At 46.7% G+C, this 25,092-nt stretch carries 23 protein-coding genes and 1 other RNA gene; 6 read left to right on the top strand and 18 right to left on the bottom strand.

Annotated elements, in window-relative coordinates; genetic code table 11:
- Positions 1 to 156 precede the first annotated feature (156 nt).
- Together GA003_17720 and dnaE are read left to right on the top strand one after the other, a co-directional pair.
- A complete protein-coding gene (locus GA003_17720; protein QXD27826.1) occupies positions 157 to 1,614 on the top strand; it encodes a sulfatase in 1,458 nt (485 codons plus the stop codon).
- A gap of 132 nt (positions 1,615 to 1,746) precedes the next feature.
- A complete protein-coding gene (gene dnaE / locus GA003_17725; GenBank protein ID QXD27827.1) occupies positions 1,747 to 5,571 on the top strand; it encodes a DNA polymerase III subunit alpha in 3,825 nt (1,274 codons plus the stop codon).
- A 69-nt stretch (positions 5,572 to 5,640) separates the two neighbouring features.
- Here the strand turns inward: dnaE and ruvC are convergent, their stop codons facing one another.
- The 5 genes from ruvC to GA003_17750 all read right to left on the bottom strand — a co-directional run bounded on the left by ruvC (position 5,641) and on the right by GA003_17750 (position 10,109).
- Positions 5,641 to 6,210: a crossover junction endodeoxyribonuclease RuvC gene (gene ruvC / locus GA003_17730; protein ID QXD27828.1), complete on the bottom strand. Its 570-nt coding sequence runs from the start codon at positions 6,208 to 6,210 to the stop codon at positions 5,641 to 5,643.
- A 67-nt stretch (positions 6,211 to 6,277) separates the two neighbouring features.
- Positions 6,278 to 7,018 (bottom strand): sulfite exporter TauE/SafE family protein, encoded by a 741-nt coding sequence (locus GA003_17735; GenBank protein ID QXD27829.1) that lies wholly within the window; start codon positions 7,016 to 7,018, stop codon positions 6,278 to 6,280.
- 8 nt (positions 7,019 to 7,026) lie between these two features.
- Positions 7,027 to 8,112, bottom strand: a complete 1,086-nt coding sequence (locus GA003_17740; protein QXD27830.1) for a DNA replication/repair protein RecF — start codon at positions 8,110 to 8,112, stop codon at positions 7,027 to 7,029.
- Positions 8,113 to 8,117: 5 nt separating this feature from the next.
- Positions 8,118 to 9,275, bottom strand: coding sequence for an aminotransferase class V-fold PLP-dependent enzyme (locus GA003_17745; GenBank protein QXD27831.1), 1,158 nt, complete (start codon positions 9,273 to 9,275; stop codon positions 8,118 to 8,120).
- A 6-nt stretch (positions 9,276 to 9,281) separates the two neighbouring features.
- Positions 9,282 to 10,109 (bottom strand): LysM peptidoglycan-binding domain-containing protein, encoded by an 828-nt coding sequence (locus GA003_17750; GenBank protein QXD27832.1) that lies wholly within the window; start codon positions 10,107 to 10,109, stop codon positions 9,282 to 9,284.
- Between the two features lie 116 nt (positions 10,110 to 10,225).
- Between GA003_17750 and GA003_17755 the strand changes: the two genes are divergently transcribed.
- Positions 10,226 to 11,167: a KpsF/GutQ family sugar-phosphate isomerase gene (locus tag GA003_17755; protein ID QXD27833.1), complete on the top strand. Its 942-nt coding sequence runs from the start codon at positions 10,226 to 10,228 to the stop codon at positions 11,165 to 11,167.
- A gap of 3 nt (positions 11,168 to 11,170) precedes the next feature.
- Here GA003_17755 and GA003_17760 read toward each other — a convergent pair whose 3' ends face one another.
- From GA003_17760 to GA003_17810, 11 genes are all read right to left on the bottom strand, one after another.
- Positions 11,171 to 11,590 (bottom strand): secondary thiamine-phosphate synthase enzyme YjbQ, encoded by a 420-nt coding sequence (locus tag GA003_17760; protein ID QXD27834.1) that lies wholly within the window; start codon positions 11,588 to 11,590, stop codon positions 11,171 to 11,173.
- Positions 11,591 to 11,606: 16 nt separating this feature from the next.
- Positions 11,607 to 12,764: a S1C family serine protease gene (locus GA003_17765; GenBank protein ID QXD27835.1), complete on the bottom strand. Its 1,158-nt coding sequence runs from the start codon at positions 12,762 to 12,764 to the stop codon at positions 11,607 to 11,609.
- Positions 12,765 to 12,777: 13 nt separating this feature from the next.
- Positions 12,778 to 13,359, bottom strand: a complete 582-nt coding sequence (locus GA003_17770) for a hypothetical protein (GenBank protein ID QXD27836.1) — start codon at positions 13,357 to 13,359, stop codon at positions 12,778 to 12,780.
- A 9-nt stretch (positions 13,360 to 13,368) separates the two neighbouring features.
- Positions 13,369 to 14,025, bottom strand: coding sequence for a sigma-70 family RNA polymerase sigma factor (locus GA003_17775; protein ID QXD27837.1), 657 nt, complete (start codon positions 14,023 to 14,025; stop codon positions 13,369 to 13,371).
- Between the two features lie 25 nt (positions 14,026 to 14,050).
- The gene (locus GA003_17780; GenBank protein ID QXD27838.1) at positions 14,051 to 14,608 is read right to left on the bottom strand and encodes a hypothetical protein; all 558 of its coding nucleotides are present in this window, start codon (positions 14,606 to 14,608) and stop codon (positions 14,051 to 14,053) included.
- Positions 14,609 to 14,852: 244 nt separating this feature from the next.
- A complete protein-coding gene (locus GA003_17785; protein ID QXD27839.1) occupies positions 14,853 to 14,951 on the bottom strand; it encodes an AURKAIP1/COX24 domain-containing protein in 99 nt (32 codons plus the stop codon).
- A gap of 64 nt (positions 14,952 to 15,015) precedes the next feature.
- Positions 15,016 to 15,813: a hypothetical protein gene (locus GA003_17790; protein ID QXD27840.1), complete on the bottom strand. Its 798-nt coding sequence runs from the start codon at positions 15,811 to 15,813 to the stop codon at positions 15,016 to 15,018.
- Between the two features lie 50 nt (positions 15,814 to 15,863).
- The gene (rpsT, locus tag GA003_17795; protein QXD27841.1) at positions 15,864 to 16,121 is read right to left on the bottom strand and encodes a 30S ribosomal protein S20; all 258 of its coding nucleotides are present in this window, start codon (positions 16,119 to 16,121) and stop codon (positions 15,864 to 15,866) included.
- A 64-nt stretch (positions 16,122 to 16,185) separates the two neighbouring features.
- Positions 16,186 to 16,557, bottom strand: an RNA gene (gene rnpB / locus GA003_17800) — RNase P RNA component class A.
- Between the two features lies 1 nt (position 16,558).
- Complete coding sequence (locus tag GA003_17805; GenBank protein ID QXD27842.1) at positions 16,559 to 17,077, bottom strand: hypothetical protein; 519 nt, start codon at positions 17,075 to 17,077, stop codon at positions 16,559 to 16,561.
- A 202-nt stretch (positions 17,078 to 17,279) separates the two neighbouring features.
- Positions 17,280 to 17,693, bottom strand: a complete 414-nt coding sequence (locus GA003_17810; protein QXD30474.1) for an Rrf2 family transcriptional regulator — start codon at positions 17,691 to 17,693, stop codon at positions 17,280 to 17,282.
- A gap of 120 nt (positions 17,694 to 17,813) precedes the next feature.
- On the opposite strand from GA003_17810, the gene gyrB reads away from it, so the two are divergent.
- Positions 17,814 to 20,336, top strand: a complete 2,523-nt coding sequence (gene gyrB, locus GA003_17815; GenBank protein QXD27843.1) for a DNA topoisomerase (ATP-hydrolyzing) subunit B — start codon at positions 17,814 to 17,816, stop codon at positions 20,334 to 20,336.
- A 31-nt stretch (positions 20,337 to 20,367) separates the two neighbouring features.
- Positions 20,368 to 22,866, top strand: a complete 2,499-nt coding sequence (gyrA, locus tag GA003_17820) for a DNA gyrase subunit A (protein ID QXD27844.1) — start codon at positions 20,368 to 20,370, stop codon at positions 22,864 to 22,866.
- On the opposite strand, the gene GA003_17825 is transcribed toward gyrA, so the two are convergent.
- Complete coding sequence (locus GA003_17825; protein QXD27845.1) at positions 22,858 to 23,547, bottom strand: 3'-5' exonuclease; 690 nt, start codon at positions 23,545 to 23,547, stop codon at positions 22,858 to 22,860. The two genes, gyrA and GA003_17825, sit on opposite strands and share 9 nt — an antisense overlap.
- 48 nt (positions 23,548 to 23,595) lie before the next feature.
- On the opposite strand from GA003_17825, the gene hisN reads away from it, so the two are divergent.
- Complete coding sequence (gene hisN / locus GA003_17830) at positions 23,596 to 24,360, top strand: histidinol-phosphatase (protein QXD27846.1); 765 nt, start codon at positions 23,596 to 23,598, stop codon at positions 24,358 to 24,360.
- Here hisN and GA003_17835 read toward each other — a convergent pair.
- Entirely contained in the window at positions 24,347 to 25,030 is a 684-nt protein-coding gene (locus GA003_17835) for a UDP-N-acetylglucosamine diphosphorylase (GenBank protein ID QXD27847.1), read from the bottom strand. The two genes, hisN and GA003_17835, sit on opposite strands and share 14 nt — an antisense overlap.
- Positions 25,031 to 25,092: the final 62 nt, after the last annotated feature.

The raw sequence follows: 25,092 nt of genomic DNA on the forward strand, positions 1-25,092 counted from the left end.
AACTGTCAGCTTTCATCAGAACTGAAGCTTCTAAAAGCCACGGACTCTGCGTGCCATCAATGCAATGTCCACCTCTTTTTAAACTTACCATTGAAACGGTTTCACAATTTTAAAGGTAGATCTACCGAACGAATTCTCCTACATTTCCCGTCTTATATGTCACCCAGATCATCTTCTCTACTCCACATTTGCTTAAAGATCGTCGCCTTATTGATTCTGTGTACCGGCCTTGGTGCACAAAATAACGTAATCAGCACGATCAGCGACTCACACAAGGCCGACCAGCCAAACATCGTATTTATCATTGCCGATGATCTGACCTTTAGGGATGTCAGCTGCTACGGTGGAAAGAATGTGCAGACGCCACATATTGATTCGATTGCAGACGAGGGGATGCGATTCGAACGATGTTTTCAGGCTTCGGCCATGTGCTCACCGACCCGCCACAACATCTATACAGGATTATATCCTGTTAAGTCGGGTGCCTACCCCAATTCTACATTGGCCTACGAAGGAACCAAAAGCGTGGCACACTACTTGGGCGACGCCGGTTATAGGGTAGGAATAACCGGCAAACTCCATATATGGCCGGAAACCGTATTCCCCTTTGACTACTTAAACCGGAATGCCGGTACAGACGCCAATGAGAACGAACCAAATCTGGAAGCTGTTGAGGCATTTCTTACCCGCGATAAAGATCAGCCCAGTTGCACCTTTATCTGCTACAATGAACCCCACACTCCTTGGACGCGCGGGGACGCTTCTCAATTTGATCCGGACAAATTAGTACTGCCACCCTACTTCGTCGATACTCCAACTACACGAAAACACCTGGTCGACTATTACGCTGAGGTGAAACATCTCGATGATTCAGTTGGTGACGTGATTGCCCTGATTGATCGATTAAGAATGAAAGACAATACCCTTCTGATATTTGTAAGCGAACAAGGTATTGCGATGCCGTTTGCCAAATGGACCTGCTACGACCAGGGACTCCAAGCCGCATTTGTAGCTCGTTGGCCTGGAAAAATCGCACCTGGCTCGGTCAGCAACGCAATGATAGAGTACGTGGATATTCTTCCAACGTTTATCGAAGCCGCAAGAGCCACCCAACCATCCATCCTGGACGGACAGAGTTTCCTTCCGGTTCTCCTCGGAACTCGTGATCACCATAAAGATTATGCTTATGGGATACAGACCACACGCGGTATAACCAACGGATCCGATCACTACGGCATTCGATCCATAAGATCTCACAAATTCAAATTGCTCATCAATCTAACGCCGGATGTTCCGTTCCAAAACAACCTCACCGAAAACAAAGGTGGTTGGACGGAGTTTTGGCCCACCTGGGTCGATGCTGCTAAATCCAATGATTTTGCGAAAGAGACGACCCAGCGCTACCAATGGCGACCCGAAGAGGAACTCTATGACATCGAAAATGATCCCTACGAATTGAAGAACCTCGCAGGTGATAAAAAATACCAAGCGACACAAAAAGATCTTCGCATCCGCCTGCTTCGGTGGATGGACGAGCAAGGCGACCTGGGAGCCGAAACGGAGATGACCGCTTTGAATCGTACATTTAAAAAGGGCGGCACGGCAGCACGGTAAACGAGTTTCGAAAAACTCCTTGTTTATAAGTAGGTTAGTAGATTGTGGATAAATCAGTCTTGCGACTGGTCGCTCGTGACCAACAGTAAGGCCTACTAAGCGAGCTCCCAACCTCGCTCGTTTATCCGCTCTATGTCCGACTCCAGCCAAGATTTCGCCCACCTGCATTTGCACACCGACTACAGCCTGCTTGATGGGGCTTGTAGGATCGATCGGCTTGCAGCACGCGCGAAGGAGCTCGGCATGTCCTCGGTAGCCATGACCGACCATGGCAATTTGTTCGGTACTATTGATTTCTACCGAAAAATGAAGAATGCGGATATCAACCCGATCATCGGCTGTGAAATCTACTTGGTGCACGATCACACCATGTTTGAGAAGCCGCGGCGCGAGCGGAAACGCACGGACGACATCGGAGACCTTCCAGAGGATCACCAACTCCAGCCAGAAGATTTTCCGAAATACCAGATTCATCATAAAACGATCCTGGCGAAGGATTATGAGGGTTATATGAATCTCTCGAAGCTGGTGTCCAAAGCTCATACTGAAGGGGTGTATTATCGACCTCGAGTTGATGTCGAACACCTCGCTCAATATAGTAAAGGGCTCATTGGTCTCAGTGGCTGTATCAACGGCGTAGCCTCACAGCATTTGCTCTATAACAACTATGATATGGCCCGTAAGGCGACGGCCGACTTCATCGACATTTTTGGAAAGGAAAACTATTTTATAGAAGTCCAGGATCACGGACTCTCCTTTCAGAAAAAGATCATTCCTGGGCAACTCCAGCTGGCCAAAGAATTCGACCTCAAAGTGGTCGCCGCAAACGACGTTCACTATGTAAAAAAGGGCGACTGGGAGCCACATGATGCGCTACTCTGCATCCAGACTGGTCGAAAAATCATCGACGAGAATCGGATGAAATACCCGTCTCAGGAGTTCTACCTGAAGAGCCGGGAGGAGATGCTCGAGGTATTCAAAGAAATACCCGAATCTCTCGATAATACGCTGCACGTGGCCGAAATGTGCAATATAGACATTCCTTTTGGTGAGAACCACTATCCCATTTTCGAGAAACCAATTGAGATCTCCTATAAAAAAGATCCTGACAACTTCGATCGCATTCTCGACGTGTACGTGTCTGAGAAGGAGCGAGTCAACAAACAGAATGGTGTCGATGAACCAGCGACCATCGATAAAAAGACCCGTCAGGAATACCGCAGCAATGGCTTGTTTCTATTTGAACTTTGCAAGACCGGCCTGAAGGAACGCTACGGAATCGATTACGGCGAAATCCGCAACGGTGATAAAGATGCTCCCACCACCGCGGATGAAGGTAAAGGCACTCCGCCCGAACCAGGTTCCGAGGAGTACAACAAATTCCTGTGCTCAAAACTTGAATACGAATTGGCCATTATCATGGGCACCGGATTCATTGACTACTTCCTCATCGTTTGGGACTTCATCGACTGGGCGCGAAAGGAAATGATTCCAGTAGGCCCGGGACGTGGTTCTGGTGCGGGTTGCCTGGTCGCCTACGTGCTAAAGATCACTGATATCGAACCGCTTCGATTTGGTCTTCTCTTCGAACGGATGCTGAATTTGGAACGGGTATCACCGCCTGACTTCGACGTAGATTTTTGCATGCGCCGCCGGGACAAGGTCGTAAACTATGTGCGCGACAAATACGGGGCCGACGCGGTTGCGAACATTATTACCTTTGGAAAGTTTGGTGCAAAGATGGTCGTTCGCGACCTCGCTAGGGTGAATGATGTCCCCTACGCTGAAGCCGACCGTGTAGCAAAAATGATTCCCGATGAGTTGAACATCTCTCTGGAAGACTCCATTGCAAAATCGGGTGAATTGCAGAGCGAGATTCGCGGCAATCCCGTTGCTGGCAAGATTGTCGAACATGGACTCATCATCGAAGGGATGGTGCGCAATACCGGTAAGCATGCGTGCGGTGTCATCATTGGAGACCAGCCCATCAAGGACTTGGTACCTGTCACTCTACAGGAAGGAGATTTGACGACCCAGTTTCCAAAGGGCCCGGTGGAAGACCTTGGTCTACTTAAAATGGATTTTCTTGGTCTAAAGACCCTGACCGTCATCTCAGATGCTCAGGATAATGTGCAAAAAACGCGCAATCTTTCGGACTTTGACATTGAGAAAGTTGCACTAGACGACGGCAAAACCTTTGACCTACTCAATAGTGGTAAGACGACCGGTGTGTTCCAGCTGGAATCCGGTGGCATGCAATCACTATGCCGACAAATTGGCTTGAGCTCATTTGAAGAAATCATCGCGTTGATTGCGCTCTATCGGCCTGGACCCATGCAGTTCATACCTCAGTTCATTGAAGGTAAGAAAGATCCCACAACCGTGAAGGTGCCCCACCCTCTACTGGAGGAACTGGTAGGAGAAACATACGGCGTTCTCGTTTATCAGGAGCAGGTCATGGAGGCCGCCAGAATCATTGCTGGCTACACCCTGGGTGGTGCGGATATTCTTCGCCGTGCCATGGGTAAGAAGATCGCATCGGTGATGGACGCCCAAAAGGAAATCTTTGTCGACGGTGCTCTGGAACATAACCAGATCTCAAAGAAAAAAGCGCTCGATGTATTCGGGATTCTAGAAAAGTTTGCTCAATACGGATTTAACAAGTCTCACTCCGCGGCTTATGCGATGCTGAGTTATCGGACAGCCTATTTGAAGGCGAACTATCCGGTCGAATTTATGGCGGCCATTCTCTCCAACGAATTAGGGAACTCCGACAAGGTCGCGCACTTCGTCAATGAGTGCTCGGCCATGAAGATTTCAGTCTTGGGTCCGGATGTGAATATTTCACGAGAGAACTTTACTCCTGTCATAGATCTCGAAACAGGCAAAGAAGACATACGCTTTGGTATGGCTGCCATTAAGGGAGTGGGAGACGCAGCTTCGCAAAAAATTATTGAAGAGCGTGAAGAGAATGGATCCTTTGAAGATTTTGAGGATTTCATCACCCGCGTAGATGCCAAGACGGTGAATCGTCGAGTGATGGAGTGCTTGATCAAGTCGGGCGGCTTTGATTCTACAGGCGAAAGCCGAAAGGAGCTCCTGGATGGACTGGATGCAGCGATCAGCTCCGCAGCTGAAAGGCAAAGAGACCTGGAGCGCGGACAGGAATCGTTCATGGATATGTTGGCGGAACCCACGGCTAAAGAGAAAAAGCCGGGGGATAGCCTAAAAAGAAAATCATCGGGGGAGGCCATGCCACTCGCCGAAAAGCTGCAGTATGAAAACGAACTGCTAGGATTCTATATATCGGGCCATCCGATGAACGAGTTCAATGGACTGGCACAGGCTATCACCAATTTTGATCCAGACAAGGCCGACGAATTACCGGATCGCAACCCATTTCGTTTTTGTGGTGTCGCCAGCAATGTTACTAAAAAGCTATCGCGAAGAGACAATCGGCCCTGGGCCTTTTTCAATGTAGCGACCAAGACTCATAGCTTCCAGATGAACATGTATTCGGAAGCATTCGAAGACTATGGTCATATTCTCGAAGACGGAAAAACGGTCATGATTTCTGGAACGGTCATGAATCGCAAAGATGATGATCTTCGCTTCAGCGTGCGTGAAGTTTCTCACCTTCGCGGAGCCATTCCTCGCATGATCAAGGAGGTCCACTGGGTTCTCGACCCGAACAACCAGGCCGAAGATTTTCTTTCAATCCTTCGAGCAGACTTAGACAAACACCAAAGCGGTTCAACTCGTGTGCAACTTGGAATGCTGGTGGAGGATAATAAAGTGCTCTGGGGAGAGATAGCCTCCTCCTTGATCTGGCAGATCGAGCCCGCCACATTTTCCAAACTTAAAAACCACCCATCGGTGGTAACCGTATTTATCCAAACTGCGCCCGTTCAGGAATTTGAACAATTGAAGCCCTGGATGAAGAAGAAAGAATTTTAGACATAGGGAGTCTTTCAAAGGAGGGTAAGATAAGTAGCTTAGCGTCTCACAACTCAACCTGTTAGGTCCTCAACCAGTAAACGCATGGCATAGTGCCACGCCTGCAGCATCCGCTTCATCGAAGGCAAGAGCTTCTTCTAAAACTAACATTTGCTTAACCGTTTGCGCAACTTGTTGTTTGCTAGCGCGACCATAACCAACCACGGCCTGCTTTATTCGAAGTGGCGGATATTCAAAAACCGGTTTTTCCAATACTGCAGCGGCTGCAATCGCAGCTCCACGAGCCGCACCCAGGATTTGAGCAGTTTGAAAGTTCTGAACATAAATGGTCTGCTCGAGCGCGACGATCGATACATCACAATCTTCAATCAAACTACTTACTGCTTTATAAATTTCAGCTAAGCACTGGGGCATGGTGGCCTTGGCCTTCATACGAACGGTTTTGCTTGTTAGCAACTGACGTCTGTCTCCTTGGACTTGCAGAACAGCCAAGCCCGTTCCCCTTAGACTGGGATCCACACCCAGGATGACTCCTTCAATCTTTTTTCTACCAACTTGTGGCAACTGCGCAGATGAAGAGGCAGGTAGATTCCCTGCCAATTTCATCGCCCACAATTTACGAGCCGAGGTTTTAGCCATCAGATTTCAGGATATATGTTAGGATAAGGATGGCTTCATCCTAGGGAATCTTTCGTGATTTGGATAGCTAAAAAATCAATCGCAAGCTGGCGATAATCGTAACTGCCAACGCAAAAATTTCGAAGCCTTTTTGAGGGATCTTTAGCACTACGTAACGGCCAAGGATCACACCCAAAATCACAACTGGTGCCAGCTTCAGATCGAGAACCACGGTCTCCCAGGTAATTAAATCAATAGACCAATAAAAAGGGATTTTAAACAGGTTAAGAAACATGAAGAACCAGGCACCAGTACCTAAGAATTCGAGCTTGGGTAAACCGACTGCCAAAAAGAAGAGCAACATGATGGGTGCTGCAGCATTGGCTACGGTCGATGTGAAGCCGGCTAAGAAGCCGACAAGGCCTATAAACCACCAGGTATGCGGAACTTTCCACTCCTTATCCTCAGCTTTAAATACATATCTTCGAGTGATGTGCAGAGCCATCAATACCAACAGACAAGAGCCAATTAAACGGCCAGCTTGTTCTCCATCCATACGATCCAATAGCAGCCACCCGATGATAACACCTGCAATGGCCCACGGGATAGTAGGGATCAGGAATTTCCAAACAGCATGCCTACGGTAGAAATAGAACGCTCCCCAATCCCCTACAATCAAGAGCAGCAGAATGATACCGATTGAAAGCTTTGGAGGAAAGATAAGAGCGAAAAGAGCAATGGTGATGTTGTTCACTCCCATGATCCCCCCTTTCGAGAGTCCAAGGACAAAAGCCCCAAAGATGGCCAACAACCACAACTGAGGATCCATGGGTTCCATCACTTGGGTTCTTGGATTGAGAATTTTCCATTCTCTACTTCAAAAACCTGCCATTCGCTCCGGTTATCCTTTTCAGGGACTTCAGTACCCGTTGCGATGACTTGGACGTCAGAACCCACAGCGTTCCAGAAATTCGTTTTTCTCTGATGATCGAGTTCACTCAATACATCATCTGCGAGTAGAACAGGAATCACACCCGATGCGCGACGGAGATATCTCAATTGAGCGATTTTCAAACTAATAATCAAACTGCGTTGCTGACCCTCAGATGCATAATCTCGGGCTTTTCTAGATTGGAGTCGAATCAGCAAATCATCACGGTGGGGGCCTTGTTGGGTAGATTTTAGCATGCGGTCTCGCTCACGATTTCTCAGCAAACTATCTTGAAATTCCTCTTCAGAAGCCGCCTCACTGTCCGGCTTATAAATAAGCTCAGGGTCTTCTTCGTTCGGAGAAACTACTTGGTAAACTTCTTGAAGAAGTTCATTCAATTTCTCTACTTCAACAAGGCGACTCGCTCTCACCCGTGCCGACTTTGACGCCAGCATTTTTTCAAATACATCCAACTCCGAAGAGGAAGCATTGCGCTTGAGCAGAGAGTTTCGTTCCTGAAGCAATTTATGGAAATCTTTCAAATCATCGTAGTGAGATGAACTGGCAGAGGAGAGTGCCAAGTTGAGCCACTGGCGACGAATTCCGGGAGATCCACGAAGCAGCTGAATGTCTTGCGAGCTTAAGATCACCACAGGGAACCGGCCGATGAAGTCGCGGAAGCGTGTTATCTTTTCTCCATCAACTTCAACTTCTTTTCCTTTCCGTTTCAAAGTCATCCATACTTCGGTTTCTCCCCTCTCATCGTCCACAAGGTTGAATCCAAGCTTAGCCTCCGGGGTTCCTTGCATGAGAAGCGTATTTAGATCATGGGTACGAAAAGATCGGAGAGCAGACAGAAGCCCAACCGATTCAAGAAGATTCGTTTTCCCCTGGGCATTTTCGCCAACAAAAAAATGAGTAAGCCCATGAAGAGACAGATCGACCAAGGGTATATTTCGGTAATTTTGTAACCTGATCTGAGATACCTGCATCAAGACTATATTGAAATCACTTCTGTATTGCCTGAGTTGCCGGAGCTCAATAGCTCCTCCCAGACCTCTTGGAACGCACTTGATAAAGCCTGCCAATCAGAGCCTAAGGTTTTAGGACCAGAACTCACACGAATAGTACGCCGCCCAGCATCATCAGGAAAACCAAGCGCCTCTAATAAAGGAGAGGAGTGCGTGGAACCAGTTGAACAAGCAGATCCTGTAGACACCTGAAATCCTCTCAGATCCAGTTTCCTTACCCAACGCACATTTTCAAACCTGGGCATCACCAGGAAGGATGTATTGGGAGCACGCGTAGCTGTATTTCCGATACAGACTAATTCGGGAATGTTAGTTTTCACACTGTCTTCAAACTCATTCCGATAGGATGATTGCTGACCCATCTCCTGCAACCAGGACTCTGCTTCATTCATTGCAGCCACCATGGAAAGTATCGAGGGAACATTTTCAGTGCCTCCTCGCCTTCCGGACTCCTGACCACCCCCCAACTGAGATCTAAATCCATGGCTGTTACTTGAAAGAGTGGCAAATCCTACACCTTTGGGTCCACAAAACTTATGCGCACAACCGACTACAAAGTCACAATCTGAAAAGTCACCCCCTTCGAACTTCCCGAACCATTGAGATGCATCGCAATGCATCAAGATACCGGCCTCTCGGCAAAGTTGAGATACCTCATGCCAGGGCTGAACAACACCCGATTCGTTGTTAACCGCCATTAGAGAACAAGCTCCGATATTTTCCGAATTGAATGCTTGAATGAGGTTCTCCATATCGATGCGCCCATCCTTCAGCGCCTTTAATCGACGTACCCTTCCATCTAATGAAGCATCTGCAGCTTCTGAAACTGAAGGATGCTCAAACGGAGATATCAGGAGTTCGGAATCAGCTGGAATCTGTCGTGCAATGTATCGAATAATTGCATTGTTCGCCTCGGTAGCACCTCCTGTGAATACCAGCTCGCTTGGCGACTTCTGGAATCGTTCAGCAAGTGATAGCCGAGACTTTTCAAGCACATTATGAACTTGGGCGGAATCACGATAAGGGCTCGAAGGATTTACCCAATTTGACTCCAGCCCTTCCAGCAACGCCTGTTTGCCAGCCGAGCTAAGAGGGGTGGTGGCATTGTAGTCAAAGTAGGCCATACACTACTAATCTGGAAGTTTTAGACTCTGCCCTTCCGAGATGGTATTTACATTTGGAATGATGTCTCGGTTCGCTTCGTATATATCAACAACTCTGCTGGCATCTCCGTAGTACTGCCGACTAATCTTGGCCAGATTATCTCCGGGCTGTACAACGTGAACGCGTACGTTTCCTGGAGCTGTAGTTGGGGCAGCTGTTTGACCTCCAAGTAGATTACTCCGAGGTAATGGCTGAACTCGGCGTTGTTGTTGTGTGACTACCGGAGCTTCAGGCGCAGTGTATGAAGGTGCTCTCGACTGCATTTTCTGTAACCGCAGATTTAGGGAATTTTGCTCAGCCTGCAAACGGGCTAATTCCTTTTTTAAAGATAGGATCTCCGCATCTTTCTGTTCAATTACAGCGAGCATATCCATACGCTCAAGCTCGGCGTTGAACAGGTCCGCCGGGAAAGTCCGCGCAAACTCCTTTTTGGCGGTATTTATAAGCTCACGTACCATGGGTGCCTGCCGTGAGGTCGGGTTGAACTTTAAGTATTGTCCAAAATGGTAAATCGCCAGAACTGGATCTTTGGTATGCTCGAGATACAGTTGCCCTAAGTAGAGATGCGATTCAGGAGCAATGGGTGTCGTTTCTACCACTTTAAGAAAAGCAGCCAATGCCTGATCGTGGCGCCCTTGGCTGAGATAACTCTCGCCCGTTCTGAAACTAGAGATGTCTTGCTCTGATAATTCTTCACCCTTGGGCTGGACACATCCGATCATTACCACGAGAGATGCAACCAGGATTCCAGAAACTGGTCGAAAATTGAGAATTAACTTTAGAAATGCAGGCATTAGTGAAAGGTATTGAATACCAAAAACAGGAAAATAGTGTGGGGGAAGTTAGATCAAACTAACAATAGTATTTTAACGTGGATTCTAAATCAATACTTCAACGGGCAAGACAGTTTATGCAAGTCGAGTCCCAGGCGATCCTCGATACGGCTGATGCCTTAGATGAATCATTTGCCCAAGTCGTGGAATCCATCCAAGCGGTGGTGGATAAAGAGGGAAAGCTCATACTTGCAGGTTTGGGAAAAAATTCAGGCATCTGCCAGAAGCTTGTCGGAACGTTCAACAGCATTGGCGTTTCATCGTCCTTTCTAGATCCAGTGCAAGCGGTCCATGGTGACTTAGGGATGTGCCAAGCTGAAGATCTAGCTATTGTTTTCAGCAATAGTGGAGAGACAAGGGAAGTTATAGAACTGATCCCTCTACTTCGCCGTTTGGGTGTCCAAACAGTCGCCGTTACCAGTGAAAAAACGAGCAGTCTGGGGACTGTCTGTGATTTGGTGTTGAGCTATGTAGCCAACGAAGAGGCTTGCCCTCTCAATTTAGCACCCACAGCAAGCACAACGGCTTCGTTAGCTTTAATCGATGCTGTGGCCATGGTATTCTTGGATCAGGGACACTTTAGTAAAGAGGACTTTGCGAAATTCCATCCCTCCGGATCCCTGGGTGCCAGTCTTCTTCTGAAGGTGGACGAGATCATGCGATCCGGCGAACGCTTTGCCAGTATCCCAGTTGGAAGCACCGTCCAAGAAACTATTGTTGAGATGACCCGAGCTAAGGCCGGTTCAATTTCTATTCTTGAGAAATCAGGCCAACTAGCCGGAATTTTTACGGATGCCGACTTGAGACGTGCCATCCTCAAAGACACCGAAGTATTTCCAAAATTGATAGATGATTACATGACTCGGCAACCCATTGTAATATCGTCGGGCGCGCTCGTAGCCGATGCCTTAAAGGCCTTTGAGGAAAACAAAATCGATGACCTTCTTGTTGTAGATAGGAACAACAAGCCTGTCGGAGTCATCGACGGTCAGGATCTACCAAAACTTCGGATCGTTTGATCTTCAGTCTCCTACCACAGTGATGGTTAGCTTCCTTTGGTGAGGACGGCTTCGATGCTCCCACAAAAATAAACCCTGCCATGTTCCTAAAAGAGGGTGCCCTCCAGAAAAGGGAATCGTTTCGGAAGACCGTGTAAGAGCCATTTTTATATGGCTGGGCATGTCATCGGGGCCTTCGTAAGTATGTGTAAAATGTGGATCGTTTTCAGGAACCATGCGCTCCATCCAATCCTCTAAATCTCGCCGTGCAGAGGGATCCGCATTTTCCATGAGAACCAAGCTACAACTGGTGTGATGACAAAACACCGAAATGGTTCCAACCTCGCAGCCAGCCTCCAAAATTCTGTCGCGAAGCAGATCAGTTATTTCCTGGGTCCCTTTACCATGGGTACCGATTGAAACAGTAGTCTGAGAAACTGACATGGGATATGAGCGACACTCAGGAAGGTTTCTCTTCCTCTCCCTCTTCTTCAGGACTAGCAGGGCTTTCTTCAGCAGGATTAGTAACTTCCGCTGGTTCAGGAGCTGATGGCTGATCTTCAGGGCGCTCAACCACTTTGACAGTGAAGTCCTGCAAAACACCATCGCGAAATACTTGAACATCCAAAAATTGACCAGCTCGAGCAAAAAACATGGCATTTCTCACATCGGAAAATGAGTGGATTCCAAAATCCCCCAAACGAACCAACACATCACCTTGCATCAGACCAGCTTCAGCAGCAGGTGAGCCTTCAACAATGCCCGCCAGAAATATCTGCAATCCATCACGAATGGTGGAACGGCTCTTAATATCAATTCCTATCCAACCATGAATAAATTTCCCGGCAAACAGGAGATCATCACGCACTCGGAGAACAGACCGGGCTGGTAATACATAGCCTGATTCGATTTCCGGCACTGACCAGGCAAGAATACCCAAAAACCGTCCATTCAAGTCGATTACAGGGGAGCCACCTTCACCATCTCGAACTCGTTTGTTTATTCTTAGTTGAGTCGTTGGGAACTCTCGTGCCCCAAATTTAGATTCGGCCCCAGCGACCATGGTCAAGGAAGGGGATGGCGCGAGGTTCAATGGGCAAGAAATAATAACCGCTAATGAACCGACATCAGGCAAAGCCTGATTAGCTTCGGGAATGAAAAATGTAAAATCTTCAGGCAGGTTGTTCGCCTTCAAGAGAGCCAGGTTAATAGACCTTTCAACTCCAATCAGCTCGGAAGAGTAAGTGACCCCTTCATATTCAAACCAAGTTCTGTTCGAATTCGATACTACGGAGGCGGCTGCCAGGATGTGCCCTTCTCGACTAATAAAGCATCCAGAACCTATTTGGACTCCTTCTTGTAAATCTCCCCGTTCATCAAAGGTGGAATGAGCAGCAAACACTCGAATTACGCCAGTCGCATTGTCATCGTAAATGCCCGTCACGCGGCGTTGTAGCGCATTGAATTCACTCTGGGCCTGAGCCAACAGATCTCCCGATGATATTCCCAGAACAAGCAAAACTAGAATGAACCCAGTCTTTTTGGTGAAGGATGTTCCGAAATGAGTATGCAGATTGTACCCAGATAGAATACCTACATGCTTCAACCCTACTTTCATCAGAAGGATTCTCCTAGAATCCGATTGTCTGAGGCCGAGCAGAAAAACCAAATGACGGATTATCACGTGCAATGGTGTATGAAACCAAAGCGCCCACCGCCCGCTTTTCGGCTGGGATTGTGGAAGTTGGAAATGCGCGTGTGTAATTCAGAGGCTCAGGCTCTTCATTATGAATCGAATCCATCACAAAACTAGCAGCTGCAGGAAATAAATCTACCGGCGTTATTTGGACTTCTTCTAAAACGGGTGTAATGTTCGAAAGTTCCTGAGAGGCCTCCACTGCAGAAGGCTGGGAATCGGACTGCACCAGGTCAGCCGCCTCAAAATACCCTTTATGCATTGGATCTTCTTCCTTGAAGCTTAGAGTCAACACAAAGAGCGCAATAGCGACGCCTGAAAATGGGACCAATAAGCTGGCACGTGCAAATAACATACGTACCGTCTGCTTCCATCCAGATTCCTTCTCAATCAAGGTCTGCAATTGGCGTTGGCGGAACTCCTTCTGAAATCCATCCCAAAAATCGTCAGCAGGCTTCTCAGCTCGTTTTAGGTCGAGCAGTTGGTCTAAATTTATATTGTTAGGATTTTTCGACATAATCGAAATTTAATCGAGCAGGTCTTGTAGTTCGGATTGAAGCTGTTTTTTGGCGTAGTGCAGCCGGGACCGGACGGTTCCGACTGAACAATTCATGATCTCGGCAATTTCTTGGTGGGACAGGTTGTCAATTTCGAACAATACAAGGACCGTTCTATGCTTAACAGACAACGTTTGCAGCGCTTCGTTCAATTTATGCTGCAATTCTTTCAATAAAGTGGGCTTTTCAGTACTGGTCTTAGCTGCCAGGACCTCAATTATGTCACTTGTGCCTGTCTCCTCTGAGATATTCTCATAGCTCAAAAACCTGCGATGGCGGTTCTTTTTAAGGAATGAGAGGGTCGTGTTAACAGAAATTCGGTAGAGCCAGGTAAAAAACGAAGATTTCCCCTTAAACCGGGCAATCGACTGAAATGCCTTAATAAATGCCTCCTGGGAGAGGTCGAAAGAGTCTTCTTTATTGGAGGTGAGATTATAGATAACTGAATAAATTCGCTCTCTGTATTTAATGACCAATTCATCAAATGCAGCTACATCACCCGCCTGAACGCGCTGAACAACCAGCCAATCCGCATCTCTTTCAGACAATGCCTGATCAGACCCGGTAAATGGTTGAGTGATGGACTTTACAAAGCTCACGGAAGAAGACGCTAGGCTGGAACCCATGAAAATCAACCAAAAATCAGGTTTCCTAAGGGATCAATTGAAGATTGAACGAATTTGCTTTCCAAGTTAGGTAATCCATAAGGCCGCCCAAACAAGTGATCGTGCCGATCTCAATTGATCTGGGGTAAATACCCATTTCAACTAAGGTCTCTTGCAGAGAAGAAAGCTCTGTTGTTTCGCCACCGCAGTATAAGAGGTGTTTACCGAAATTACTGTCGAGATCTACCTCAGTCCCCAAATTCGGACTAAGCAGGCGGACAGCATTGTTGGCTGGATCAATTTGAAACTCGGATTTCAGATTCTCGGATAAATAATCCGGATCTCGTAATTTCTTGGAGTCAATGGCCGTACGGCAGAGAAAGCGTGAATCAGGATATACACTACAATTCCCCTGAATCATGCTGCGTTTACCTTTTCCACTACTCATGCCTTCAAGAATAGAACGCAGCTGTTGTTCTTCCGAAACCGGTAAGAGCATAAACTCTTGTACCGTTAAAGGAGGTTCAAACGCAGTGGCTGTAGCCCCGTAGTATGAGAACTCGGAGGCTTCAAAGAAGAAACCTTGTCTTTTTGAGGATAACATGGAGGCAAGATTAGTAGAGTCATGATCAAAATGACGACCCACTCGGTGCTCTTTAAAGGTATTTAACAGTAATTTTTGCCTCCAAGAAACTGAATCCGATGCAAATACAAATTTTCAGTAAAATATGAAGATCCTCAAAATATCTAAATCAACCGTCCCATTCGTACAAAGTGAAAGAGCACTCCCTCACTGGAAGGGAGATGCTCTTTCGAAAAGGTTGAAACGGGTAGTTAAGAGCGGACTCTTAACCCCATGAACGCTTCTTATGACGATTTGCGCGTGAACGCTTACGTCGCTTATGCTTAGCGATCTTTTTGCGGCGTTTCTTCTTAAGATTTCCCATAGAAATTAAAAATAAGGAGGGGAAAGTGGCTAATTTAAAAAGCCGAGTAAAGTCTTATTTTCAATTATTCTGCGTGCCGGAAACCACATTTTCTCAACATTAAGGAAAAGGGCTTTGGGAATGTAGCCTTGAGTGCCACATTCTCATCGAAAGATCTGGTAAGATTCATGGATACTAGAATTAAGGCTAAGCCAGAAAATCGAGGCTTACGCACCTGATTACTTCTGCGATGAAATTTAGCGGGCTCCTCATCCTTTTGTTCGTCATACAAATCATCTCCCCAAATAGGTATTCCAAGTTCAGCAGCATGCAGACGAACCTGGTGAATCCTAGGGTGCGACGTTGTGGCCTCCCAAAGCGCCCCATATTCGGATTCGTCCTGTTTTCGGAATTGAGTAGATGCTTTTTTGCCTAATCGATGGGAGATAACAGCTCTATTTCTTTCTTTGTGGCGACCGATGGGGAGTTCACAAACCAACTCAGACTCCGATGTTCGATTTCGAGTCACACACCAATACCGGAACTCTATTTGATCGGATCCATAAGCATTTTTCAGAAGATCAGCCCCCGCCTTGGTCTTCGCAAAGAGCGCCGGCCCAGATGACTCACATTCAGGACCACAGATATAGTAACAGTGGCTGATACCCAGTCGTTGAAGCTCTCCCTTACCCTCGTCGACTTGGTCGCGAATGGCTTGGGTCAGGTTGGGTTTGTCTTGATACCAAGGATGCGCTTGGGGCAAAAGCCCCGCGAATTTGTTGACTGCAAACCAATCGGGCTCGTTCTGCAAAACGGGCAAGCGAACCGGTTTTTCACGTAATCGGTTCTCAGGAAAGCCAATGAAATCGCCGCTTTTAGCCATAAAAAAACCCTGGCAAGCTAGTTACCAGGGTTGAAATAAATAAGTCGCACTTACGCAAAGATATACTTGGCACAGCCAGACTTTAGGCGACGTGCTGCATTCTGATGAATAATTTTGGTCTTCGCTGCTTTATCCAAAGCAGAGACAAAGGCCACAGCAGCTGCTTTGGCTGCTTCTTTGTCACCGGACTGAGCCGCCTCTGTGACTTTTTTGCTTAAAGTCTTCAAGCGGGTCTTGATACGGGTGTTACGCACAGTTTGCGTAGCAGTTTTTCTAATGTTCTTAATTGCGGACTTCGTATTCGCCATAGTCAAAAATTGTGGAACGCATGACCATGAAACCGGAAAGGCCATTGTCAAGGGTTAATGGAGCTAGCTTTGGACTTCATAAGCCGGATTTTGTCACCCCGAGGGGCGGGTATTCATTTATCTAACAGACAAGTCTGTTCTCCACAAGTGGAGCGCGACATACCCGGGATCATAGGACGGGCCGCCCGATCCCCTATTTCGTCTTGCACCAGAATGGGTTTATCATGCCGCCCCGGTTACCCGAAAGCGCGGTGGGCTCTTACCCCACCTTTTCACCCTTACCCTGAAAAAATTCAGGGCGGTATATTCTCTGTAACACTAGCCGTCACCTCGACTTGAATCGAAGCGCCCCCGTTTTCACGAGGAATCATACCCTACGGTGTCCGGACTTTCCTCTCAAATTCTAAAGAACCAAAGCGAATACCTAAAATCCAAAGCTAACTCGCTAAGAAGACAATCCTTCCGCAATTGTCACAGGTCGTCAATTCTTCTCCTTTACGAGCTTGTTCCAATGTATCATTAGACACACGGAGGTGGCATCCTTGGCAGGTTTGCAGCTCAAGTGGCGTTACAACCGGAAGTTTTATACCTTCCGTGAGGCGATGGTACCGGTTAAAAATGATATCTTTCACCTGGCCTTTGGACGCTTCAAAATTTGCTTCAGCCTCAACTAGCTGCTTCTCAGTTTCTACCTTTTTAGCCTCAAGAGTACTTATCGACTCCTTTATTTTAGCTACATCTTGATCAAAGACGCCTTCACGCTTCTTAAACACCTCCATTTCCTCGTCAATATCAAGGAGCAGCCCAATCTCTTCTTCTTCCCAGTCAGAAATCTTCTTTTGCAAAAGCTCAATTTCGTGGGTTAAGGCCTGGAATTCTTCATTCTTCTTAACTTGGAGCTGCTGATTCTTATATTTTTTGATCTGCTCCTCTGCTGAACCGACCTGAATATCCAAGTTTTTTCGCTGAACTTCTAAGGACTGCAACTTGGATTTGGATTCTTCTAGAGCATCCGTTTCAGCCTGTATTTCCTTCTCATACTTTTTTATAGCGAGTGGAATTGCCTGGAGTTGATCTTTCAGACCTCTGACCACTTGGTCACGATCCTGTATAATTAGGAGATTTTCAATGTGTGGGCTCGCCATAGTCGTGCTAAGGCTAGATGTAATACATATCTTCGCTTTCTTCAGGCAAGAAGGATTCTAAAGAATAACCCAATGTTTTTTCTTTGAGAGATTCTACTACCTCCAACCACACTTGTTGAACTCTTCCTCCAGAGTAACCAGTATCGCCCAAGTTTATCCCCAGGAGCTCACCATCTATCGCTGTAACTATTTCATATAAAGTGACTTCCGAGGGTGGCTTTGCAAGCGAGTAGCCCCCCTGCTTACCCCTCCGACTGTTAATCAAGCCGCCATTTCTTAGTTCATTAAGAATTTGTACCAAATAATTGGCTGGTATCTCCTCAGACTTAGCCAGCTCATCGATATGCGAGAATTTCTGGTTACCATAGGTCCGGCTCAATTGAGCTAAAACGCGACAGGCATACTCGACTTTTAGGGATAGTTTCACCCTGGAAACAAGATCCTCAGATATATCGCTTTGCAAACCTAAATAAAGGCTCGCAAATGCCATTTTGCTCGAAAAAATGAGTCGCTTTTGTCCCCAGATCCAGCCATATTTTACCTGCGAATGTCTAAAGATAAAGAAGCTATCGAAAATACAACTCCAACTCCTGACGAATCCGGCTACAACGCCTCCAAAATCCAAAAGCTAGAAGGCCTTGAAGGTGTCCGCAAACGACCCGATATGTATATCGGTGACACCAATGAAAGAGGACTTCACCACTGCGTTTTTGAGATCGTCGATAACTCCATTGATGAGGCACTGGCCGGATACTGTTCCCTGATCTCGGTGATTATTCATCTAGATGGATCCTGTTCCATCGCGGATGATGGACGGGGTATACCAGTGGATATCCATCCGAAGTATAATATCCCGGCGTTGGAGCTTGTTCTCACTAATCTCCACGCTGGTGGTAAATTTGGGAAAGGCGCGTATCAGGTCTCCGGAGGATTACATGGTGTAGGAGCCAAATGCGTAAATGCCGTCTCAGAACATTTTGAGGCCGAAGTCCGCCGAGAAGGAAAAATCCATCACATGCAATTCTCCAGAGGCAAAACGACTCAAGAATTGAAGGTGGTGGGCACCACCCAAAAAACAGGAACCAAAATCACCTTCCTGCCAGATCCTGAGATTTTCCTCACGACGCGAGACTTTAAGTATGAGATCCTTTCAAAGCGTTTACGAGAATTGGCCTTTCTAAATCCAGGAGTCGCCATCCTCTTGAACGATGAAAGGGTCAACAAACAGGAAAACTTTAAGTTTGAAAACGGTATTGCCGAGTACGTTGAGTTCCTAAATAAGTCCAAGAACACGATTACAGAGCACCCGATAACGTTTTCTGGAAAAGCGACACCGGAAGGGTCTGAAAACGAAATCGTTGTAGATATCAGTATGCAATATACGGACAGCTACAACGATCAGATCTATGCCTACGCGAACTCGATCTTCAATATTGAGGGCGGAACTCACCTCTCCGGTTTCCGTACTGCATTGACTCGTGCTATTAATAGCTACGCTAAGGCAAACGGGATCGTGAAAGACAAGGATCCGTCCATTACCGGTGACGATGCAAGAGAGGGACTCACAGCAGTCGTCTCGGTCAAGGTTCCAGAACCACGTTTTGAAGGGCAGACAAAAACCAAGCTCTCAAATGGCGAAGTTGATGGAATCGTCCAAAAGATCACTGGGGAAAATCTAAAGTTGGTTTTTGAAACGACCCAAGGGTTAGCCAAAAAGATAATCGACAAGTGCATGAATGCAGCCCGCGCCCGTGAAGCTGCCCGAAAAGCGAGAGAAACGGTTCGAAAAAGCGCCCTGATTGGCGGAGGACTGCCGGGAAAATTGGCCGATTGCTCCGAAAAGGATCCTGCTCTGTGCGAACTCTATATAGTAGAGGGTGATTCTGCAGGTGGGTCAGCGAAACAAGGTCGTGATCGTAAATACCAAGCGATCCTCCCCTTATTCGGGAAACCAATTAACGTTGAAAAGGCCCGTATCGACAAAGCGTTGGCAAACAAATCAATCCAACTGCTCACTTCTGCTTTAGGAACTGGTATCGGGGACCACGAAGGCGACGGCGCGTTTGACGCAGATAAAACACGGTATCACAAAATAATCCTCATGGCAGATGCGGATGTGGATGGAGCACATATCCAAACACTCTATCTCACGTTTTTCTACCGGTACATGCGTGGACTTATCGAACGAGGCTTTCTATATATAGCTCAACCACCTTTGTATAAGATCAAAAGGAGACGCAGAGAACAGTATATCGAGAACGATGCCGAACTGAACCGCATTCTTCTGGAGCTTGGCTCCGAAGATGTGACCCTGGTACGGACACGGGACGATCACCAGTTCCCATCAGCAACAATCGACAAGGTAGTCGAAGCCTTGGCTAGACTTGAAGTTCTGACCGGCGGCGTTTCTCGCTACGGGTGTTCCATCACTGCTTATTTGGACCAAAAGGATAACGATACTTTAGAATTGCCGAAGTATATCGCTCGAATCCGGACAGGAAACAAAGAAGAATATGCATTCCTGATGGATGACGACAAACGCTCAGACTTTTACCTCGAACAAGGAATAATTGAAGATTCTGAGGAAGGAGCCACTGTTCGTGAGTTTGAGCAAGAGGACGGGACGGTTGTTCAACAAAGAATCGGCGTCTATGAGATCTTTGAAGCAGGACAAATGAGTAAAATCCTACGTGAGATTTCGGAAACCGGATTAACGATCAACAACTTCACCCCAACTGAAGAAGCTCGCTACAAACTGATCGAAAACATGGGAGACGAGAAAAAAGAGAAAATTGTAGAGCTATTCTCAATTCTCGAACTTATAGAAAATATTCGAGGCTTGGGTCGGCGTGGACTATCCATCCAGCGATATAAAGGACTAGGAGAAATGAATGCCAAGCAGCTATTTGAAACTACTATGGATCCGACAAAACGTCGTTTGCTGAGAGTGGATATCGAAGACGCAGCTCGAGCAGAATCAACTTTCTCCATGTTAATGGGCGAGGATGTTCCTTCCCGTAGAGCCTTCATTGAAGACAACGCACTCAATACTTCCTATCTCGACGTCTAGAAACGCCGAACTGATTTAAACATTTTAGTTAATGAACTTGGAAAACGACAGATCCACTCCGACCAGTATTACTGAGATAATGCAAACGGCTTACATCGATTACTCGATGTCAGTCATTATCGCTCGCGCTCTACCCGATGCACGAGACGGTTTGAAACCCGTTCAGAGAAGAATTCTTTACGCAATGTTGCGTGAAGGGCTTTTGCATAATCGACCCTTTGACAAATGCGCAGGGGTAGTTGGTGAAGTACTTAAAAACTATCACCCACATGGTGATATTTCAGTTTACGACACTTTGGTCCGCATGGCCCAGCACTGGGTAATGCGCTATCCATTGATTATTCCGCAAGGAAACTTCGGATCTATCGATGGCGATCCCCCTGCTGCTTATCGTTATACCGAATCAAAATTGCATCAGATCGCAGAAGATTTGCTGGCTCAGATCGATGAAGATACCGTGGATTTTGTTCCTAACTATAAGGAAAGTACTACGGAACCATCTGTAGTTCCTGCTGCGCTGCCTAATCTGTTGATGAATGGTTCGACAGGTATCGCGGTTGGAATGACTACCAACATTCCTCCTCACAATTTGGGAGAGCTGATCGACGCAACCTGTGCGATCATCGATAACCCACTCATTTCCCTGGATGATCTGCTCACCATAATACCAGGTCCTGATTTTCCTACCGGAGGAACGATAGCCGGGCGTGAAGGTATTGAGAAATATCTAAGAACCGGGCGTGGAATTGTCCGTATTAAAGGCACTGTTCAAACAGAAGAGCTGAGCAATCTAAAGGAGCAGCTCATCATTACCGAGATTCCGTACAATGTTAATCGGGCAACTCTGGTGACCAAAATTGCAGAGTTAATCTCAAACAAAGTACTGACTGAAATCAGTGACCTTCGAGACGAGTCTGATGAAAATACACGGGTAGTAATCGAACTTAAGCGGGGAGAATCTTCACGAGTCGTTATCAACAAGCTCTACAAGCATACACCGCTGGAATCTTCCTTCGGAGTCATTCTGCTCGCCCTGGTAAAACGTCGCCCTAAACAAATGAACATCAAGGAAGTCCTTGAAGTTTATATTGAGCATCGTCGCGAGGTAGTTGTCCGTAGAACTCAATTCCGTTTAAGAAAGGCCGAAGCGCGTGCTCATATTCTGGAAGGCTACAAGATCGCTTTGGATAACCTGGATGATTTTGTGAAGATCATCCGTGCGTCTAAAAATCGTGAAGAGGCAAAGCAAAGCTTGATGGCTAAATATCCGCTCTCAGAGCGTCAGACCGATGCCATCCTCGATCTTCGCCTTTACCAACTCACTGGGTTGGAAAGAGAAAAAATTGAGGAAGAATACCTCAAACTGATGCAGCTTATAGAAGAGCTGAAACACATATTAGAGAACGAAGGGAAGCTACTTTCTGTGATCAAAGAAGAGTTGATCGTGATGAAAGAGAAATACCCTTCAGAAAGAAGAACTCAAATCATAGGCGCTGAAGGTGAATTCCGTATGGAAGACGTCATCGCCAACGAGGGTTGCGTAATTTCTGTATCCCACAAGGGCTTTATCAAACGCACAGGCGTTAGCGAATACAGATCACAAAAACGCGGCGGTAAAGGTGTCAAAGGTTCCGGATCTTACGAGGAGGACTTTATTGAGCATGTGTTCACGGCCAGTACTCACGATAATATCATGTTCTTTATGAATAATGGTCGGGTGTATGTGGAAAAAGTCTACGAAATCGTGGAAGGCACACGCATTTCAAAAGGTCGCTCCCTCATCAACCTACTTCAGATGCAGAAGGATGAGAAAATTGCCGCGATGATTTGCGTTCCTGAATTTTCCGAAGATCTCCACCTGGTCAAAGTAACGAAGAACGGCATAACCAAGAAGACCAATCTTCAAGCCTACTCAAATTACCGCCGAGGCGGTCTAATCGGAATCAACATCGACAAAGGCGATCAGCTTATCGATGTGCTGCTGACCAAAGGAGAAGACGAAATTGTAATCGTTACTCACAATGGCATGTCCATTCGCTTTAAGGAAACGGATTTACGCGACCAAGGTCGTGCGACTCGAGGAGTAAAAGGGATCCGCTTGAAAAAGAAAGATGTCGTTAAAACCGCTGTGGTTGTGGATCACGAATCATCTCTCCTCATTGTAGGAGAGAACGGCTTGGGTAAACGAAGCGATTTTGAAGATTACCGCCTGCAAAGCCGTGGAGGAAGTGGCGTAATCGCCATGAAGACCGACGGAGTAGCAGGTGCACTCACGGTAACCGAAGACGATGAAATAATGATTCTCACTCTGAGTGGTCAGGCTATTCGCTCTCCAGTCAAAGATGTTCGGATAATCGGCAGAACTACTCAAGGTGTTCGCATGATGAACCTGAATGACGATGATAAGATCGTTGCTATTGCAGAAGTTGTTGAGACAGACGACATCGACGAAACAGAGGATGCGGAAGAGCAAGGTGAAGGTTCACCTGAACCAACCTCATCAACTGAAGCGACCGAGGGTTCAGAGTAACTCCAGTTGATCACCTAGGACCTGGGAAGTATTTCCAGGCTGACTCCATTGTAAAAGTTGTGGGAGTGTTAATTCCTTTAGCTCTTCGTATGCTTCAAGCTGAAGAACTAGTACTGCGGAAGCCAAAGCATCGTATCCTGCGCAATGGAAGGTGTTGCGCGTTTCTGGACAATGTTGAACGGCAAGTTGATTCAAGCGATCCTCCAATCCAAAGGCCTGAATTAGGGCGGAGAGATTATAGCTCTCCAAATCTGGAAAAAGTGTCCTGTAAAGGGCACAAGTATCTAGCCAAGGGCCCCAATCGACATCCTGCTCTCCAGTCAGGAAATTTAGGCAACGATTCGTATAAGGCCACACTGACTTAATAAGACCGTTCTCAACACCAGCATGATGTGCCCCAAAAGGACCCGTAGCCCGAAGGTCACGAAATAATTCCCAAGATTCAGATAATGGCGGTGAATCAACCACATCAGCATTCCTGATCTGGTGAGTAGCGGTTTCCATTTCAGGGATGACCCCAGTGCCTAGACACAAACGTGTTTCCAGCTCAACAACAGACAGGTCTTTGATCGTAACAAGCCCATACTCCAAAATACCGCTCCTCAGACTTCCTTCGAAATCTAAGAAGTGAATCGCATGCTGATGCCACAATGAGTGGGTATCTGTTAAGTCATCATTCATTCTTTGCTTCCCAAGCAATAAGAAACCCGCCATAAAGCCAACTCAAAGATGGACGCCTCTACACTTAATTCATTTGTCAATGAGCTGCTTACTCAAAGTGGTGACATCATTAGACCTTACTTTTTCAATCGCGATTACTCGATCGATAGAAAGTCGGATGAATCACCAGTAACACGGGCAGATAAAGAAGCAGAGGAGTGTATTCGTTCTCTGATACAGAGAGAGTTCCCTGACCATGGAATCATAGGTGAAGAATTTGGTGACGAAAATAAGGGAGCGGAATATACCTGGGTCATAGATCCTATCGATGGAACAAAAGCTTTTATAACAGGTAGTCCCCTATTCACGACTTTAGTTGGACTACTTCATAATGGAGAACCCATTTTGGGGGCCATCCATCAGCCCATTGTTGGCCTACGATGTATTGGAGATAATAATGAAACGACCTTGAATGGCGAAGTCGTTACCTGCCGAGATACTGCTTCCATATCGCAGGCGACAATCCTTTCATCTAGCATTAAAACTGCAGATGAATATCAAAATGGAAGTCGATTTACCTCGTTAGTTAAAAGTGCACAGGTGTTTAGAACCTGGGGTGATGGCTACGGCTATCTGCTAGTTGCGACCGGACAAGCTGATGTAATGTTGGATCCAATCATGAACCCTTGGGATGTCCTTCCCGTAATACCAGTCATTCGAGGAGCAGGTGCAAGTATTGGAAATTGGCAGGGGAACACCAATCACTGGGAATCATGTGTCGCTGCAACTCCAGCCCTCTTCGATCCAGTCGTAGCAGAGCTCAACGACGCTTAACAATTCTAGGTGATTGAGGCTGAGGAGCTACAATCGAGTCCTCCTCCAGGTATCCTCCAAATGCCATGGAAGGATAGACCAGAGATCGCTTACCTATAATCGTGCCCGGGTTTAAAACCGAATTGCAGCCCACTTCAGCGTCATCTCCGATTAGTGCGCCGAGTTTTTTCAACCCTGAGCTCTCAATCCCGTCTCTCAATTTCACAGGTACTTCCGCTTGGTCGAGGCGAAAGTTTGAGCAAATGACGCCTGCAGCGAGATGTGCACGATTACCTAGAATCGAATCCCCCACATAATTGAAGTGAGGGGCCTGGACATTCTCAAGCAACAGGCAATTTTTGAACTCACAAGAATTTCCCAATACGGAGCCCTCGCCCACGATTACGTTGCCTCGGATATACGCTCCGGGCCTAAGTACGACATTCGCTCCAATATAGGCTGGTCCCTGAATAAGCACATTGGGGCCGAGTTGAACGCTCGGATCTAAATATACATCCCCTTCGATGACTGTTCCGGAAGGACGTACAGCACTATCGCTGTTTGTATTGAAGCTATTGGAAGAAAAAGCATTTTTGATTTTTGCCACCCATTCCCAAGGGCGATCTGCAGGTGAAAAAATGTCCTTAAAAGGAAAAGATGACGTGAGGGAAAATAGCTCTTCGGCTTTCATACCAACAACAAAACGGGATCAAAGAACCAGATCAATTGAATTACAATAGCCGTAACGCCCAG

This window comes from Opitutia bacterium ISCC 52 (assembly GCA_014529675.2).
GTDB lineage: Bacteria > Verrucomicrobiota > Verrucomicrobiia > Opitutales > UBA2995 > UBA2995.

Excerpts from the sequence above, each read along its gene's own strand:
- GA003_17720 (QXD27826.1), top strand. The coding sequence starts at position 157 with ATGTCACCCAGATCATCTTCTCTACTCCACATTTGCTTAAAGATCGTC.
- dnaE (QXD27827.1), top strand. The coding sequence starts at position 1,747 with ATGTCCGACTCCAGCCAAGATTTCGCCCACCTGCATTTGCACACCGAC.
- ruvC (QXD27828.1), bottom strand. The coding sequence starts at position 6,210 with ATGGCTAAAACCTCGGCTCGTAAATTGTGGGCGATGAAATTGGCAGGG.
- GA003_17735 (QXD27829.1), bottom strand. The coding sequence starts at position 7,018 with ATGGATCCTCAGTTGTGGTTGTTGGCCATCTTTGGGGCTTTTGTCCTT.
- GA003_17740 (QXD27830.1), bottom strand. The coding sequence starts at position 8,112 with ATGCAGGTATCTCAGATCAGGTTACAAAATTACCGAAATATACCCTTG.
- GA003_17745 (QXD27831.1), bottom strand. The coding sequence starts at position 9,275 with ATGGCCTACTTTGACTACAATGCCACCACCCCTCTTAGCTCGGCTGGC.
- GA003_17750 (QXD27832.1), bottom strand. The coding sequence starts at position 10,109 with ATGCCTGCATTTCTAAAGTTAATTCTCAATTTTCGACCAGTTTCTGGA.
- GA003_17755 (QXD27833.1), top strand. The coding sequence starts at position 10,226 with ATGCAAGTCGAGTCCCAGGCGATCCTCGATACGGCTGATGCCTTAGAT.
- GA003_17760 (QXD27834.1), bottom strand. The coding sequence starts at position 11,590 with ATGTCAGTTTCTCAGACTACTGTTTCAATCGGTACCCATGGTAAAGGG.
- GA003_17765 (QXD27835.1), bottom strand. The coding sequence starts at position 12,764 with ATGAAAGTAGGGTTGAAGCATGTAGGTATTCTATCTGGGTACAATCTG.
- GA003_17770 (QXD27836.1), bottom strand. The coding sequence starts at position 13,359 with ATGTCGAAAAATCCTAACAATATAAATTTAGACCAACTGCTCGACCTA.
- GA003_17775 (QXD27837.1), bottom strand. The coding sequence starts at position 14,025 with ATGGGTTCCAGCCTAGCGTCTTCTTCCGTGAGCTTTGTAAAGTCCATC.
- GA003_17780 (QXD27838.1), bottom strand. The coding sequence starts at position 14,608 with ATGTTATCCTCAAAAAGACAAGGTTTCTTCTTTGAAGCCTCCGAGTTC.
- GA003_17785 (QXD27839.1), bottom strand. The coding sequence starts at position 14,951 with ATGGGAAATCTTAAGAAGAAACGCCGCAAAAAGATCGCTAAGCATAAG.
- GA003_17790 (QXD27840.1), bottom strand. The coding sequence starts at position 15,813 with ATGGCTAAAAGCGGCGATTTCATTGGCTTTCCTGAGAACCGATTACGT.
- rpsT (QXD27841.1), bottom strand. The coding sequence starts at position 16,121 with ATGGCGAATACGAAGTCCGCAATTAAGAACATTAGAAAAACTGCTACG.
- gyrB (QXD27843.1), top strand. The coding sequence starts at position 17,814 with ATGTCTAAAGATAAAGAAGCTATCGAAAATACAACTCCAACTCCTGAC.
- gyrA (QXD27844.1), top strand. The coding sequence starts at position 20,368 with ATGAACTTGGAAAACGACAGATCCACTCCGACCAGTATTACTGAGATA.
- GA003_17825 (QXD27845.1), bottom strand. The coding sequence starts at position 23,547 with ATGAATGATGACTTAACAGATACCCACTCATTGTGGCATCAGCATGCG.
- hisN (QXD27846.1), top strand. The coding sequence starts at position 23,596 with ATGGACGCCTCTACACTTAATTCATTTGTCAATGAGCTGCTTACTCAA.
- GA003_17835 (QXD27847.1), bottom strand. The coding sequence starts at position 25,030 with ATGAAAGCCGAAGAGCTATTTTCCCTCACGTCATCTTTTCCTTTTAAG.